Origin of the sequence: Streptomyces coffeae, from assembly GCF_016741875.1 — a bacterium.
Lineage (GTDB): Bacteria > Actinomycetota > Actinomycetes > Streptomycetales > Streptomycetaceae > Streptomyces > Streptomyces coffeae.
The window spans coordinates 339,517-354,415 of record NZ_JAERRF010000004.1 but is presented as its reverse complement, the minus strand read 5'-3'; the positions used below and the strand labels follow the sequence as shown (position 1 = coordinate 354,415).

General features: G+C 70.7%; 13 protein-coding genes. 6 read left to right on the top strand and 7 right to left on the bottom strand.

All coding sequences use genetic code 11. The features are described from left to right. The first annotated feature begins 7 nt into the window (after positions 1-7). From JK363_RS08705 to JK363_RS08690, 4 genes are all read left to right on the top strand, one after another. Positions 8-748: a maleylpyruvate isomerase family mycothiol-dependent enzyme gene (locus JK363_RS08705; RefSeq protein WP_201873468.1), complete on the top strand. Its 741-nt coding sequence runs from the start codon at positions 8-10 to the stop codon at positions 746-748. A 63-nt stretch (positions 749-811) separates the two neighbouring features. Continuing rightward, positions 812-1,297, top strand: coding sequence for a DUF4442 domain-containing protein (locus tag JK363_RS08700; protein WP_201873466.1), 486 nt, complete (start codon positions 812-814; stop codon positions 1,295-1,297). 30 nt (positions 1,298-1,327) lie between these two features. Next, positions 1,328-1,573, top strand: a complete 246-nt coding sequence (locus JK363_RS08695; protein WP_201873464.1) for a DUF6332 family protein — start codon at positions 1,328-1,330, stop codon at positions 1,571-1,573. Then, the gene (locus tag JK363_RS08690) at positions 1,570-2,472 is read left to right on the top strand and encodes a DUF2797 domain-containing protein (protein ID WP_201873462.1); all 903 of its coding nucleotides are present in this window, start codon (positions 1,570-1,572) and stop codon (positions 2,470-2,472) included. Before JK363_RS08695 ends, JK363_RS08690 begins: the two co-directional genes overlap by 4 nt. Before the next feature lie 48 nt (positions 2,473-2,520). Here the strand turns inward: JK363_RS08690 and JK363_RS08685 are convergent, their stop codons facing one another. The 3 genes from JK363_RS08685 to JK363_RS08675 all read right to left on the bottom strand — a co-directional run bounded on the left by JK363_RS08685 (position 2,521) and on the right by JK363_RS08675 (position 6,006). Next, a complete protein-coding gene (locus tag JK363_RS08685; protein ID WP_201873752.1) occupies positions 2,521-3,186 on the bottom strand; it encodes a response regulator transcription factor in 666 nt (221 codons plus the stop codon). Between the two features lie 14 nt (positions 3,187-3,200). Continuing rightward, positions 3,201-4,667, bottom strand: coding sequence for a sensor histidine kinase (locus JK363_RS08680; protein ID WP_236075626.1), 1,467 nt, complete (start codon positions 4,665-4,667; stop codon positions 3,201-3,203). Positions 4,668-4,836: 169 nt separating this feature from the next. Continuing rightward, positions 4,837-6,006, bottom strand: coding sequence for a geranylgeranyl reductase family protein (locus JK363_RS08675; protein WP_201873749.1), 1,170 nt, complete (start codon positions 6,004-6,006; stop codon positions 4,837-4,839). Between the two features lie 226 nt (positions 6,007-6,232). Here JK363_RS08675 and JK363_RS08670 point away from each other — a divergent pair, with 226 nt between their 5' ends. Further along, positions 6,233-7,630: a dipeptidase gene (locus tag JK363_RS08670; protein ID WP_201873460.1), complete on the top strand. Its 1,398-nt coding sequence runs from the start codon at positions 6,233-6,235 to the stop codon at positions 7,628-7,630. Between the two features lie 534 nt (positions 7,631-8,164). On the opposite strand, the gene JK363_RS08665 is transcribed toward JK363_RS08670, so the two are convergent. The 4 genes from JK363_RS08665 to JK363_RS08650 all read right to left on the bottom strand — a co-directional run bounded on the left by JK363_RS08665 (position 8,165) and on the right by JK363_RS08650 (position 12,611). After that, a complete protein-coding gene (locus JK363_RS08665; protein WP_307821651.1) occupies positions 8,165-9,316 on the bottom strand; it encodes an NUDIX hydrolase in 1,152 nt (383 codons plus the stop codon). 158 nt (positions 9,317-9,474) lie between these two features. Further along, positions 9,475-10,401, bottom strand: coding sequence for a carbohydrate ABC transporter permease (locus JK363_RS08660; RefSeq protein ID WP_201873458.1), 927 nt, complete (start codon positions 10,399-10,401; stop codon positions 9,475-9,477). Beyond that, positions 10,398-11,315 carry a carbohydrate ABC transporter permease gene (locus JK363_RS08655; RefSeq protein ID WP_201873456.1) on the bottom strand — a complete coding sequence of 306 codons (918 nt, stop codon included), beginning with the start codon at positions 11,313-11,315 and terminating at the stop codon, positions 10,398-10,400. Before JK363_RS08655 ends, JK363_RS08660 begins: the two co-directional genes overlap by 4 nt. A gap of 12 nt (positions 11,316-11,327) precedes the next feature. Beyond that, on the bottom strand, positions 11,328-12,611 hold the full coding sequence (locus tag JK363_RS08650) for an ABC transporter substrate-binding protein (RefSeq protein WP_201873454.1): 1,284 nt from the start codon (positions 12,609-12,611) through the stop codon (positions 11,328-11,330). Between the two features lie 212 nt (positions 12,612-12,823). On the opposite strand from JK363_RS08650, the gene JK363_RS08645 reads away from it, so the two are divergent. Beyond that, positions 12,824-14,893, top strand: coding sequence for an NPCBM/NEW2 domain-containing protein (locus tag JK363_RS08645; protein WP_372444729.1), 2,070 nt, complete (start codon positions 12,824-12,826; stop codon positions 14,891-14,893). The last annotated feature ends 6 nt before the right edge of the window (positions 14,894-14,899 follow it).

Genomic DNA, 14,899 nt, shown 5'->3' with positions numbered 1-14,899 from the left:
TCCCGACATGGACATCAGTGAGCTGATCGACAGCCTGAACCGCGAGGGACACCTGCTGGCCGACGCCGCGGCCGCGGCCGGGGCCGACGCCCCGGTACCCACCTGCCCCGAGTGGCGCGTCCGCGACCTGCTGAGCCATCTGGGGCGGGTGCACCGCTGGGCGACCCGGATCGTCACCGAGGGCGTGACGGAGCCGTCGCAGGCGACCTTTCCCCCCGAACCCCAGCTGGACGGCGACGCGTTGCTGGAGTGGTTCCGCGAAGGCCATCGCACCCTGGTCGAGGCGCTGCGCACCGCCGATCCACAGCTGAAGTGCTTCACCTTTCTGCCCGCACCCTCCCCGCTGGCATTCTGGGCCCGGCGACAGGCCCATGAGACGGCGATCCACCGGGCCGACGCCGAATCGGCGCGGGGCCTGGAGCCCTCGTCCGTCACCTCGGCCTTCGCCGCCGACGGACTCGATGAGCTGCTGGCCGGATTCCATGCCCGGGAGCGGAGCGGGATGCGTACGGACTCCCCGCGCACCCTCCGGCTGCGGGCCACCGACCATGACGCGGTGTGGACGGTGTGGCTGTCCGACGGGGTTCCCCGCACCGAGCGCCATGACGACGGGATGGCGGACTGCGAGCTCTCCGGGCCGGTCGCCACGCTCTATTTCGCCCTGTGGAACCGGCTGCCACTCAGCGCGCTGAGCACCACCGGCGATCCGGAGCCGGCCCGGCTGTGGCAGGAGCGCGGGGCCATCTGAGAGTGAGCGACGACATCGGAAATGGAGTTACCGGTGAGTAACAAAACATGTTAGCTTCCCGCCATGTCTCGTCGATCGCTGTCCGCACGGACCCTGCGCCACGGAATGAACATGTGGCCGCCCTACCTCTTCGCCGGTGTGCGGGTGCTGCACCTCGCCGACGACTGGAGCAACGCACGGGTCCGGCTGCGGCTGCACCGCCACAACCGCAACTATGTGGGCACCCACTTCGGCGGCTCGCTGTTCGCGATGGGCGACCCCTTCTGGATGCTGCTGACGATGAACCGCCTCGGGCGGGACTACATCGTCTGGGACAAGGCCGGGGAGATCGAGTTCGTCTCGCCGGGCCGCGGAGACGTCTTCGCCGAGTTCAAGCTCACCGAGGACCGGCTCGACGAGATCCGCGCCGCCACGGCGGACGGCGGCAAGGCGTTGCCCTGGTTCGAGAACGATGTGGTCGCCGCCGACGGTACGGTCGTGGCACGCGTACGCAAGCAGCTCTATGTGCGCCGTAAGCGTCATGAGGAGCACCCGACCGGCACCGCGTGATGCCACCCGACCGACCTCAGTGAGGACTGGATGACCGGACCCCGTCGTCAGAGCGACCGCGACGCGCTCACCGTGGAGCTCGTCTTCGCCCTGGTCACCGGCGGTCTGCTGGCCGTCGTCCTGTTCTTCGCCCTCGCGGGCCCCGTGCTCTTCGGCGGACTGGGCGACGGCCATGAAGCGGTCTGGGTACGGACCGCCGGGGTGGTGGCCGCCGCCGGATTTGCCCTCCGCGTCGTCCAGGTCCTGTGGTGGCAGCCCCACAAGAGGCGTGGATGACCGAGGAGGACCGGGACCGGTGGTGCTGTGCCGGACCGCGCTGGGACCGTTCCGGGGCCGCGCTGGTGTGGCGCCATCCGGTCCGCGGTGAGCGGATCTCCCCGCTGGGCCCGGACCGTCCGCTCGCCTTCACCACCGGTGCGCGGCGCCGCTGCGTCGGGGTGCGCCGGGGCGACCGGCACACCCCCTGCCCGGCCGGTGCCGAGGTGGCCGCGTCGGCCGTCTCGGCACAGTGCCCGGAGTGCGCACGACTGGACCGCTCGTACTCGGTGGCCGCCGACACCCGTACCGATGATCCCCGCCCGTACGACGTCTACCTCGCCTGGTTCGGCCCGGAGCTGATCAAGGTCGGGATCACCGCGGCCGAGCGCGGGGGCGTACGGCTGCTGGAGCAGGCGGCGCTCTCCTACGCCCTGCTCGGCCGCGGTCCGCTCATGGCCGCGCGCCGCGCCGAAGCCGTGCTGGGTGCCGCGCTCGGGGTCCCGGACCGCTTCCCCTACGCCGCCAAGCGGGCCGCGCGCGAAACACCGCCGGCTCCGGAGCGGCGCGCCGCCGGGCTGGCTGCCCTGCACGGCCGGGCCCGCGCGCTGCCCGGTCTGCCGGAGTCGCTCACCGTCGCGGACTTCGCCCCCGTCCACCACGACGCCGTCTTCCACCTGGACCGGGTACGGCGGCTGGACGGCGTGCTGCGGATCACCGCCGACAGCACAGTGGCCGGCCGTATCGACGCCGTCGCGGGCCCCGATATCCACCTGACCGCGACGGACGGCCGCGCCCTGCTGCTGGACGCCCGCCACCTGGCGGGTCGCCAACTCGCCTCCGCCCCGCCACACTCCGCGACCTCGGCACCGGTGATCGCGCCGGAGCGGGAGTCCGAGGGCCCCGACGCCCTGTTCTGACGCGGTCCGGCTCAGCTCAGCCGGCCCGGTTCAGCCGAGTGGGCGGGCTCAGCCCAGCCAGCCCGGCCGGACCAGGCCGGACTCATAGGCGAGGACGACCAGTTGGGCGCGGTCGCGGGCGCCCAGCTTCACCATCGTGCGGCTCACATGGGTCTTGGCAGTCAGTGGGCTGACGACCAGACGGCGGGCGATCTCCTCGTTGGACAGTCCGATACCGACCAGGGCCATCACCTCGCGCTCCCGCTCGGTCAGCTCCGCGAGCACCGAGGCGGGCGCGGGCGCCTTGGAACGGGCCGCGAACTCGGCGATCAGCCGGCGGGTGACCCCGGGCGACAGCAGGGCGTCGCCCTCGACGACGGCCCGTACGGCGCGGAGCAGTTCATCCGGTTCGGTGTCCTTGACGAGGAAGCCGGAGGCACCCGCGCGGATCGCCTCGAAGACGTACTCGTCGAGTTCGAAGGTGGTCAGCATGACCACCTTCACCTCCCCCAGCGCGGGGTCCTCGGTGATCCCGCGGGTCGCGGCCAGCCCGTCGAGCAGCGGCATCCGGATGTCCATCAGGACGACGTCCGGGCGCTGCTCGCGCACCAGGGCCAGCGCCTGTTGACCGTCGGCGGCCTCGCCGACCACCTCGATGTCCGGCTGCGCGGACAGCAGGGCGCGGAAGCCCGCGCGGACCAGCACCTGGTCGTCGGCGAGAATGACGCGGATCACCCGGCTCACCCCGTTCACGGTCCCTCCTCCTCCGGCGTGGCCGCCACCGTACCGGCCGGACGGCCCAGCGGGATGCGGGCGAGGACGCGGAAGCCGCCGTCCGGGCGCGGGCCCGCCTCGACGGTGCCGCCGAAGGCCGCGGCCCGCTCGCGCATGCCGACCAGGCCGTTGCCACCGCCCGCCGTACCGCGCGTCGTTCCCTCCCCGGCACCGTCCGTGGTGGCCGGGCCGTCGTCGTCCACCCGCAACTCCAGCTCATCCGGGGACCAGCGGAGCCGGACCCGGGCCGTCCGCGAGCCGGAGTGGCGGACGATATTCGTCAGCGCCTCCTGGACGATCCGGAACGCGGCGAGATCGGTGCCCGGTGGCAGCGCGGCGCGTCGGCCCTCCTCCGCCAGCTCCACCGTCAGCCCCGCGCTCGCCGCCTGCTCGGTCAGCTCGCCGAGTCGGTCCAGACCGGGCGCGGGCGAACGCGGCGCGGCGCCGGAGGTCCGCAGGGTGTCCAGCACCTGCCGGACCTCGCCCAGCGCCTCCTTGCTGGCCGCCTTGATGGTGGTCAGCGCGGTACGGGCCTGCTCGGGGTCCTGGTCGAGGAGGGCGAGGCCCACCCCCGCCTGGACGTTGATGACCGAGATGCTGTGGGCGAGGACGTCGTGCAGCTCACGGGCGATCCGCAGCCGCTCCTCATCGGCCCGGCGGCGCGCCGCCGCCGCCCGCTCGGCCCGCTCCCGGGCCCACTGCTCACGCCGTACGCGGACGAGTTCGGACGCGGCGACGATCGCCGTCGCCCAGGCCGCGACCCCCAGCTCCAGCCCCCAGGAGGCCGGACCGTCGCCGGACGGTGGCAGCCAGCGGTAGAGCCAGTGCCCGATCAGCAGATGCCCCGCCCACAGCAGCCCCAGCGCACTCCAGGCCGCGATCCGCCGCCCCGCGGCGACCGCGGCCAGACAGGCGATGGCCACGCTGAGGAACACCGGGCCGTACGGATATCCGGCGCCGAGGTAGACCAGGGCCACCACCGCCGTGCCGAACACCGCCAGGCGCGGGTGCCGATGACGTACGAGCAGCAGCGCGGGCCCGGCGAGCAGCAGCGCGATGGCGAACGGACCGAGGTCCGGCCGGGCGGGCTGATCGTGCGCGGCGAACCGGGTGCCGACGAGTTGGACGACCGCGACGGCGACCGAGGAGCGCCACGGCAGCCGCCCGCCACCCGATGGCTCCTCCCCCTCCCCGGCCCACCACGGCGCCCGGCCGCGCAGCCAAGGCGGCCCGAAGGGGCGATGGCCATACGGCGGCCACCGCCGCCCCGATCCGGCCGTGCCGGACCCGGTGGCGCCATCTGCGGGCCCGCAGCCCGTACCCCCGCTTGTGTGCGCGGCCCCGTCCGCCGGGTCCGCCGCGGCGAGCCCGGCGGCGGCGTCGCGGTCCCGCCCTCCGGCCGGCCCGCGGCGCGGGTCGCGTTCCCCCGGTGAATCGTGCATACCGCCACGCTAGACGGCTCCGACCTGCCGCGTCGTCCACCGAACGCGGTGGCCCGGCGTACTCCCCCGGGAGTAGCCCCCGGCGGGGCGCGCGGCCCGCGGCACAGGAGCAGGGCGTCCCGGCTGCCCGGCGCCACCCGGCGCCACCCGGCGCGGAAGTAAACCCCCGCTAGCCGCGGTCCATCGCCATCAGGGCGCGGCGCGCTGTCGGGTGGGTGCGGACGAGCTCGGCGAGGGTCGTGGTGCCGCGGGTGATCTTGGTGAACGCGCGCCAGGCCGGGCGGAATCCGGTGAGCGCCGCGTGGAAGACCCCGGGGCGGCGGGCGAAGGCCGCGTACATCCGGCGCCCGACACCCATCTCCACCCCCAGCCCCGCCTTGATCGCGAAGGCGTAGTTCAGGGCCTGGCGGCGGGCGTCGACCGCGTCGTGGGCCTCGGCGATCCGGACCGCCCACTCACCCGCGAGGCGCCCCGAGCGCAAGGCGAAGGAGATGCCCTCGCGGGTCCACGGCTCCAGCAGACCGGCCGCGTCCCCGCACACCAGCACCCGGCCGCGGGAGAGCGGGGAGTCTTCGGATCGGCAGCGGGTGAGATGGCCGGAGGAGATGCTCGGTTCGAATCCGGCCAGGCCGAGCCGGGCGATGAAGTCCTCGAGATAGCGCTTGGTCCCGGCGCCTTCGCCGCGCGCGGAGATGACGCCGACGGTCAGGGTGTCGCCCTTGGGGAAAACCCACCCATAACTCCCGGGCATGGGGCCCCAGTCGATGAGCACCCGCCCGGCCCAGTCCTCCGCGACGGGCGGCGGGACCGGGATCTCGACCTCGAGACCGAGGTCCACCTGGTCCAGCTTCACCCCGACATGGGCTCCTATGCGGCTGGCGCTGCCGTCCGCGCCCACCACGGCACGCGCGAGCAGCGTCTCGCCGTCGGCGAGCACCACGGCGACGGTGCGGCGGTCCGGCACCGAGGGGCCGTGCTGTTCGACGCGGGTGACGGCGGCACCGGTGCGCACCCGGGCGCCCGCGTCCTTGGCCGCCTCGACCAGACCGGCGTCGAACTCCGGCCGGTTGATGAGGCCGAAGAGGGCCTGCTTGGAGCGGCGGGTACGGGAAAGCTTGCCGTTCATCGAGAACGTCACCGCGTGCACCCGCTCGCGCAGCGGCAGTTCGAAGCCCGGCGGAAGGGCTTCGCGGGACGGACCGATGATGCCGCCGCCGCAGGTCTTGTAGCGGGGTAGTTCGGCCTTCTCCAGCAGCAGCACCCGGCGTCCCGCGCAGGCGGCGGCGTAGGCGGCCGAGGCACCCGCGGGGCCCGCGCCGACCACCACCACGTCCCACACCGACTCGTCGCCTGGCGCTGCCGAAGGCTCTGCCGGGGACTCCCCGTTCCGGTCCGTGTTGTCGCTGCTCACGTGTGCTTCCGCTCCCACTCGGCCGACCTGATCACCCTGCGTTCCCCCACCGTTCGCATCCTACGGCGCGGTGGTGCGTGACCTCGCTGTGGGATGATCGCGGCACCGGATCAAGCCGTACACACGTGCCCATCACAGCACAGGAGTGTCCCCCATGGAGCAGGCACCACACCTTCCGGCCGCGGACCAAGCGGACCACACAGCGCTCGCCGCGACCGTCGCCGCCCTCCAGCCGCGCGCCAAGCGGGAACTGGCCGAATTGGTGGCGTTCAAGTCGGTCGCGGACCCGGCGCAGTTTCCGCGCAGTGAGTGCGAGGCCGCCGCGAGATGGGTGGTGGAGGCCCTGGAGGCAGAGGGTTTCCGGGACGTGGCGCTGCTGGACACCCCCGACGGCACCCAGTCCGTCTACGGCCTGCTGCCCGGCCCGGCGGGCGCGCCGACCGTGCTGCTCTACGCGCATTACGACGTGCAGCCACCGCTGGACGAGGACGCCTGGCTCACCCCGCCGTTCGAACTGACCGACCGCGACGGCCGCTGGTACGGACGCGGCGCGGCGGACTGTAAAGGTGGCTTGATCATGCACCTCACCGCCCTGCGCGCACTCAAGGAGCACGGCGGTGTCCCGGTCAACGTCAAGGTGATCGTGGAGGGTTCGGAGGAGCAGGGCACCGGCGGTCTGGAACGCTACGCGGAGGCGCATCCGGAACTGCTGGCCGCCGACACGATCGTGATCGGCGACGCGGGGAACTTCCGGGTCGGGCTGCCCACGGTCACGGCCACACTGCGCGGGATGACGCTGCTGCGGGTATCGGTGGACACCCTCGAAGGCAATCTGCACTCCGGCCAGTTCGGCGGGGCGGCCCCGGACGCGCTCGCCGCGCTGATCCGGATGCTGGACTCGCTGCGCGCCGAGGACGGTTCGACGGCGGTCGAGGGCCTGGCGTCGGACGCGGTGTGGGAGGGACTGACGTATGAGGAGGAGGACTTCCGCAAGGACGCCAAGGTGCTGGACGGGGTCGAGCTGATCGGCGCGGGCACGGTCGCGGACCGCATCTGGATGCGCCCGGCCGTCACGGTGCTGGGCATCGACTGCCCGCCCGTGATCGGCGCGACCCCCTCGGTGCAGGCGAGCGCGCGGGCGCTGGTGAGCCTGCGGGTACCGCCGGGGGTGGCAGCGAGCGAGGCGAACCGGCTGCTGTCCGAGCACCTCCGGGCCGCGGCGCCGTGGGGGGCCAGGGTCGCGGTGGAGCAGATCGGCGAGGGCCAGCCGTTCCGCGCGGACACCAGCAGCCCGGCGTACGAGGCGATGCGGGTGGCGATGCGCGTGGCGTACGACGGCCAGGAGATGGCGACGGCGGGTCAGGGTGGCTCGATTCCGCTGTGCAACACGCTCTCCTCGCTCTATCCGGAGGCGGAGATTCTGCTGATCGGGCTGAGCGAGCCCGAGGCGCAGATCCACGCGGTCAACGAGAGCGTCTCGCCGGAGGAGTTGGAGAAACTCTCGCTCACGGAAGCGCTGTTCCTGACGGCGTACGCGGCGGGCAAGCGCTAGGCCCACGCGCGGCCGGCCCGCCCTCAGGCGGTTCCGGCCGCCCGGCCGCCCGGCCGGACGGCGTGAGCCGCCCGCCGTGGCGGCCGGAACCAGCGCCCAAGGCCGGGCCGACCGTCGGCCCGATTCGGTCACCACGGCCCAACCCGGCTCGGCGCCAGGCCACTTGGGGGCGCGAGCCTTCGGCGAACTGCTCGGCTGCGGTCTGGTCACCAGCGCCGGATCGCCACTCCACTGGCCGCCGGAGTGGCGGTCCAGCTCACCGGCGAGGGTGCACCGGATACGCCGTCGAGTCCGCCGGGCGGGCGCAGACGTGCGGCGCGCCGGTCCGACACTCCGGCCGGGTCAGCCGGGGCCCGGTCGCCTCAGCCGGTCGCGCTCGGCCCGCCCCGGCCGGGCCGACCGTCGGCCCGATTCGGCCACCACGACTCAACCCCGCCCAGCGCCAGATGACTTGCGGCGCTCCGGTCACCCACACGGCCCCCGCCACCTCACACCCGCCCCCAGGGACCCAGCCAGCCGCGGTCAGCCCGCCCCTCAGCCCGCCGGGCGCGGCACTCCGGCCGGGTCGGCCGGCGGGCCAGCAGGCGGGTGGACCGGCGGATGGGCCGACGAGTCGGCCAACGTGGCTTCCAGAGTCGCCGCGTCCAGGGGGCGGCCCGCGGGGACGCCCGCCTCGAGGTAGAGGGGGCAGCCCTGTTCGCGGGCGCGCAGCGCCCAGCGCAGGCGGTGCAGGCGTACCGGGGGCAGCAGCCCGGCGGCCTCGCTCTCGGTGACGAAGCGCCAGCCGCGCAGTTCGGAGCCGGGCAGTTGCAGTTCGCGCGCGGCCTCCGTGGTGAGGCGGTCGCCGTCGAACAGCAGCCGCAGACCGCCGAATCCGGGCGGCTGGGGCCGCTCCCAGTCGGCGACCAGCAGCCGCAGCGGGGCGTCGAGCCGGACCCCGAGTTCCTCGGTGACCTCGCGCACCCCGGCGCACATCGGGGGCTCGCCCGGCTCGACCACTCCGCCGGGGAACTCCCATCCGGGCTTGTAGGTGGGGTCGACGAGCAGCACCCGGTCGTCCTCGTCGAAGAGCAGTACCCCGGCCGCCAGGGTGGCGGCCGTCGGCTCGGGGGTCTGCACGATGTCGCAGTTCCCGGCGCCGTCGCGCACGGCGTCCGCGATATGCGCGGCCGTCTGACGCGGGGTGAGCCCGGTGGTGTCCACGACATGGGCGTCGGTGGTCAGCCAGCCCAGGGCGGCGCGGTAGGGCGCGAGGTGATCCAGACACCAGCGGCGGACGGACTCGCTGGCGTCCGTGTCGCCCGGGATCTCCTCGCGCTTGGCTATTCGCTCGCGAAGGATCGTTTCATCGGTGTGCAGCAGGACATGCCGGACCGGTATCCGACGGGCGGCGAAGCCACCGAAGATCTCATCCCGGTACTCCTGTCTGAGGACCGTCATCGGGACCACCAGCGGACCCCCGACCTCCGCGATCAGAGCCGCTCCGGTGTCCACGACCAGCCGCCGCCAGGAGGGCAGGTCCTGGTAGTCGGACACCTCCTCCCAGCGCTTGCGGGGCAGCAGCATCCGCAGACCGTTGCCGACCAGCTCCGGGTCGTAGAACGTGCTGCCGGGCATGAAGTCCACCAACTCGCGGGCCGTGGCGGTCTTGCCCGCGCCGAACGCACCGTTCAGCCAGACGATCACATTTCCCCCTATTCCATCGCCTCCTGACAGTTGCCCGCATCACCCTGTCACGGAAACGCACGATCGCACCGGAGTGCGGGATCCCGCCGGATCGCGCCGCCGCGGAAACCGCGGCGGCGCGAACGGGCAAGGAGGGGAAGGAGGTAAGGGGGATCCGCTCAGCCCTTGCTGGCCCCGAGGGTGAGTCCGGCGATGAAATGGCGCTGGAGCAGCAGGAAGACCAGCACCGTCGGCAGCGCCACGATCACCGAACCCGCCGCCAGCAGGTTGTAATCGGTGAAGAACTGCCCGCGGAGGTTGTTCAGGGCGGAGGTGACCGGGAGTTTGTCCCCGTTGGAGATGAAGACCAGCGCCCACAGGAAGTCGTTGTACATCCAGGTGAACTGCAAGGTCCCCAGGGCCGCCAGGGCCGGGCGGCACAGCGGGAGGGTGATCCGCCAGTACTGCGTCCACACCCCCGCGCCGTCCACCCGCGCCGCCTCGACGAGCTCGATCGGCAGCGTCCGCATGAAGTTGGCGAGGACAAAGACGCAGAAGCCGACCTGGAAGGCCACCTGGACGGCGAGCACGGCCCAGTAGGAGTCGTACATCGTCATCGAGTCCGACATCCAGTACGGCAGGTTGATCTTGTTGAAGAGCACATAGAGCGGGGTGACGATCACCTGCTGCGGCAGCAGATTGCCCGCCGTGAACACCATCAGCAGCACCAGTCCGCCGCGCATCTGGAGCCGGGTGACCGCGAAGGCCACGAACGAGGCCAGGAACAGCGTCAACAGCACCCCGGGCACCGCGATGATGAGCGAGTTGACGAAGTACTTGCCCATACCGGAATCGCTGAACGCCTGCTTGTAGTAGTCGAACGACAAATGGCGCGGCAGCGAGAAGTAGCCGTGTTCGGCGGTCTCCTCGTACGGGCGCAGCGACGCGTAGACGGCGAGCAGCAGCGGGGCGAGGAAGGCCAGCGAGACGGTCATCAGGAAGGCGTGTACGCCGAGCCTGCCGGGACGCACCCGGGGACGCTTGCGCCTGGCCGGTTCCGCGGGGGCAGTGGGCCGTACGGGGGCCGTGGGCGTGGTGACGGTCATCCCTTCTTCTCCCCTCGCAGCTCCTGGACCAGATAGGTCACGATGAATCCCAGGGACACGGTGAGCAGGACGACGGCGACGGCGGATCCGAATCCGATTCTGCTGGCCTCACCGATGATGTTGTCGGTGACCAGGACGGAGAGGAGTTCGAGTCCATTGCGGCCGTGATTGATGGCGTAAACGATGTCGAAGGCGCGCAGCGCCTCGATGACGGTGATGACCAGGACGATCACATTGACCGGCCGCAGGGTGGGCAGCACGATCCGGAAGAACGTCTGCACCTCGCCGGCCCCGTCGATCGCCGCGGCTTCCTTGAGCGAGGCATCCACGGATTTCAGCCCGGCCAGATAGAGGATCATCACATACCCGGTGTGCCGCCAGGCCGCGGCGATGAGCACCATCCAGATATTGAGGTCGGGGTCGCCGAGCCAGTCCACCGGATTGTCCTTGTTGCCGAGGACGGCGTTGAGCGCACCCTGGTCCCGGGAGAAGACCAGTTGCGCGATAAAGCCCACGATGGCGAGTGAGAGCACCACCGGCATATAGATGGTGGACTGGTAGAACCGGCTGAAGCGGACGCCCCGGTCGATGAGCACCGCGAGCAGCAGTCCGAAGGGCGTGGCGACGAGACCGAGGAAGGCCAGCCAGAGGAGATTGTTGCGAACGGCGGGCCAGAACGGCGGATAGTCGTTGAAGAGGGCCTGGTAATTGTCCGTGCCCACCCACTTGATGTCGCCGATTCCGTCCCAACTGGTGAAGGACAGGCCGATGGAGGCCAGGGTCGGGCCCCAGATGAGGACCAGATCGATCAGGATGGGTATGCCCAGCAGCACACCGATGACGGCGAGGTCGCGGCCTGTGAACTTCCGCGGCCCCGTCCGTCCTCCGGCACGCCGCGCGGTCTTGAGCGGCACTGCGCGATTCTCCTAGCTGGCGGCGAAGATGGTCTTCTTCTGGGACTCGATGTCCTTGGTGAGACCGTCGATGTCGTCGGGCTTGTTGATGAACTGCTGGATGGCCCGGATCATGACCTGTGAGGCGAAGTCGGGGCGGGTGTCACGGTCCATGAACTGGGATATCTGCTTGGCGCCGGAGACCAGTTCGGCAGCCTTCTTCTGGAGCGTGTTGTAGGAGGAGGTGGACGCCTCCTTGTGGACCGCGACATTGTTGGGGTCCCGCATCAGGTACTTCTCCTCGGCGGCCGGAGTCGCGAGATACTTCAGCAGCTCCTTGGCCTCCTTCTGCCGCTTGGACTTCTTCGACAGCAGGAAGCCGTCGATGGGGGCCTCGACCGCGTCCTGGCCGTAGGCGGAGTCGATCTCCGGGAAGGGGAAGAAGTCGAGGTCGGACCGGTCGGCGTCGGAGAACTGCTGGCCCGGGTGGGGCAGTCCGAAGACCGCCATCCCGGACTTCTTCTGCGCCAGGCTCTGCGCCGCCTCCTGCCAGGTCCGCCCGTTGGCGCCCTTCTGGTGGTACGGCATGAGACCGCGCCACAGGTCGAAGACGTTTTTGACCTTGGGATCGGTCCACGACTCCTTTCCGCTCATCAGCGAGATATGGAAGTCGTAGCCATTGGCGCGCATGTTGAGGTAGTCGAAGGTACCCATGGCCGGCCAGCCGTCCTTGTCGCCGAAGGCGAAGGCGTCGAGGCCGTCCTTGTCCATGCGCTTGGCGAGGGCCCGGTACTCGTCGAAGGTCTTGGGTATCTCGTAGCCGTGCTGCTCGAAGACGCTCTTCCGGTAGAAGACCGCCCACGGGTAGTAGTAGTACGGCACGAAGTACTGCTTGCCGTCCTTGCCCGTGGACTGCGCCTTGAGCGCTCCGGAGAATCCGTCGAAGTCCTCCCAGAGGTCGCTGATGTCGGCGAGCAGCCCCTGCTGGGCGAAGAACTGCATGCGGTATCCGGCGAACCACATGAAGACGTCGTCCGGTGTGCCCTTGAGATAGCGGTTGATGTTCTCCTGGAACGACTCGTGGTCAACGGTGTTGACCTTGACGCCCTTGTCGGACTTCTTCTCGTAGGCCTTGAACACCTCGGCGAACGCCTTGCGCGGAACGGCGTCCGAGGCGTTGGAACCGATCTTGACTTCCTTGCTCGGACCGCCGCAGGCGGTGAGCAGCGTCGGGAGGGCGACCGCCCCGGCTCCAGCCGCGGTACCCCGAAGCAGCGCACGGCGGGAGATCCGATGTTCTGACGATGACTGTGCCATGTCCCCCTCCACGGAGGTTAAATCCAACACAAACGAACGTGAGTGAAGGGATCACACCCCTCAGCAGCTCCCTCGTCAAGGGTTTTGCCGAGTTATCGGGCAACTGTTATCAGTTCGCTTCCAACAGACTCCAACATGCTCTACCGTAAACGCTCGTAGCTGTTGCGACCATGACAGGCCGCAACGGGCACCGAGAGCAGAGGAGCCGTACGGTGCGCCATTCGCCTCGTTCTACGATCTGGTCAAGATTCATAGGATGTCTCGGAGCAGCCATCCTTACCGCGGTGGGCCTGTCCGTCCCCGCCGCCGCCCATCCATCCCCTGCCACCAAGGCCACGGCGGCAACGTCCGCCTCGGAAACCTCATCGTCCGCGGCAGCCGAGGACGGACTCGCCCTCACCCCTCCGATGGGTTTCAACAACTGGAACTCCACCCACTGCCGCGATGAGTTCAACGAGGAGATGATCAAGGGCATCGCCGACCTCTTCGTCTCCAAGGGGCTGAAGAAGGCCGGCTATGAGTACGTCAACCTCGACGACTGCTGGGCACTGCCCGACCGCGACGCCAACGGCAAGCTGGTGCCGGACCCCAAGCGCTTCCCGGGCGGCATCAAGGGCGTGGCCGACTACGTCCACTCGAAGGGGCTGAAGCTCGGCATCTACACCAGCGCGGGCACGCAAACCTGCGACCGGCTCGGCTTCCCCGGAGCCCTCGGCCATGAGGAGTCCGACGCCCGGCAGTTCGCCGACTGGGGCGTCGACTACCTCAAGTACGACAACTGCAACAACTGGGGCATCGACGCCAAGCAGCGCTACCGCGCCATGCGCGAAGCGCTGAAGAAAGCATCCGAGGCCACCGGCCGCAAGATCGTCTACAGCATCTGCGAATGGGGCGAGAACAAGCCCTGGGAGTGGGCCAAGGACGTCGGCCAACTCTGGCGCACCACCGGCGACATCAGTGACAACTGGGGCAGCATGCTGAGCATCGCCAAGCAGAACCTGCCCCTCGCGGAATACGCGGGCCCCGGCCACTGGAACGACCCGGACATGCTCGAGGTCGGCAACGGCGGAATGACGGACACCGAGTACCGCAGCCACTTCTCCCTCTGGTCGATCATGGCCGCGCCGCTGCTGATCGGCACCGATCTGCGCAAGGCCACCCCCGAGACCTACGAGATCCTCGGCAACAGCGAGGTCATCGCCGTCGACCAGGACCAGCTGGGCAAGCAGGGGAAGGTGCTCTCCTCCCAGAACGGGCGCTGGGTGATCGCCAAGGAGATGAAGGACGGCAGCCGCGCCATCGCCCTGTTCAACGAGACCGACCGGCCGCAGCACATCGCCACCACGGCGGCCGAGGCCGGACTGCCCCAGGCTCCCGCGTACAAGCTGCGCGATCTGTGGCAGCACCGGACCTACCAGACCGCCGGTACCGTGTCGGCCACCGTCCCGGCCCATGGCACCGTGCTCTACCGCGTCTCCGCCGACAAGAACTGGGCCGCGTACCCGCCCGCCGCCGACCTCGGCCTCAAGGGCACCGCGCTGGCCGAGGCGGGGACCCCGGCCAAGCTGGACACCACCTTCACCAACCTCGGCCGGGGCGCTGCCCGTTCGGTCGCGGTCAAGGTCACCGGTCCGGAAGGCTGGAGCGCCAAGGCCACCTCACCGTCCGGCGCCACCTCGCTGGGTTCCGGCAAGACGCTGACCACGCACTGGCGGCTCGCCCCGCCCGCCGGCGCCAAGCCCGGGGCGTACGACCTGAAGCTGCGGGCCGACTACCGCTCTCCGAGCGGCGCGCAGGGCCGTACGGAGCTGTCCTCGACGGCCCACGTCGTGGTGGCACCGCCCTCCGGGAGCTCCTCCGCGGGCGATCTGCCGTGGGTGAGCGCCACCAATGGCTGGGGCCCGGTGGAGCGGAACACCAGCGTCGGTGAGAGCGAGGCGGGCGACGGCCATCAGCTGACCATCGGCGGCACCACGTACGCCAAGGGCCTGGGCGCCCATGCGCCGAGCGAGATCACGTATTACACCGGCGGCCGGTGCTCGACGTTCTCCGCGCAGGTGGGCGTGGACGACGAGAAGAACCAGAATGGCACCGTCACCTTCGAGGTGTGGGCCGACGGCAAGAAGGCGGCCTCGACCGGCACCCTGACCACCGCCGACTCCGCCAAGGCGATCTCCGCCGCCGTCGACGGCGCCGAGACCGTACGGCTTGTGGCGACCGACGCCGGTGACGGCAACGACAGCGACCACGCCGACTGGGCCGACGCGACCTTCAGCTGCTGACGTCGC

What these genes read in the sequence shown, in the direction of transcription:
- JK363_RS08705 (WP_201873468.1), top strand. Translation starts at nt 8, where the DNA reads ATGGACATCAGTGAGCTGATCGACAGCCTGAACCGCGAGGGACACCTG.
- JK363_RS08695 (WP_201873464.1), top strand. Translation starts at nt 1,328, where the DNA reads ATGACCGGACCCCGTCGTCAGAGCGACCGCGACGCGCTCACCGTGGAG.
- JK363_RS08690 (WP_201873462.1), top strand. Translation starts at nt 1,570, where the DNA reads ATGACCGAGGAGGACCGGGACCGGTGGTGCTGTGCCGGACCGCGCTGG.
- JK363_RS08650 (WP_201873454.1), bottom strand. Translation starts at nt 12,611, where the DNA reads ATGGCACAGTCATCGTCAGAACATCGGATCTCCCGCCGTGCGCTGCTT.
- JK363_RS08670 (WP_201873460.1), top strand. Translation starts at nt 6,233, where the DNA reads ATGGAGCAGGCACCACACCTTCCGGCCGCGGACCAAGCGGACCACACA.
- JK363_RS08700 (WP_201873466.1), top strand. Translation starts at nt 812, where the DNA reads ATGTCTCGTCGATCGCTGTCCGCACGGACCCTGCGCCACGGAATGAAC.
- JK363_RS08680 (WP_236075626.1), bottom strand. Translation starts at nt 4,667, where the DNA reads ATGCACGATTCACCGGGGGAACGCGACCCGCGCCGCGGGCCGGCCGGA.
- JK363_RS08660 (WP_201873458.1), bottom strand. Translation starts at nt 10,401, where the DNA reads ATGACCGTCACCACGCCCACGGCCCCCGTACGGCCCACTGCCCCCGCG.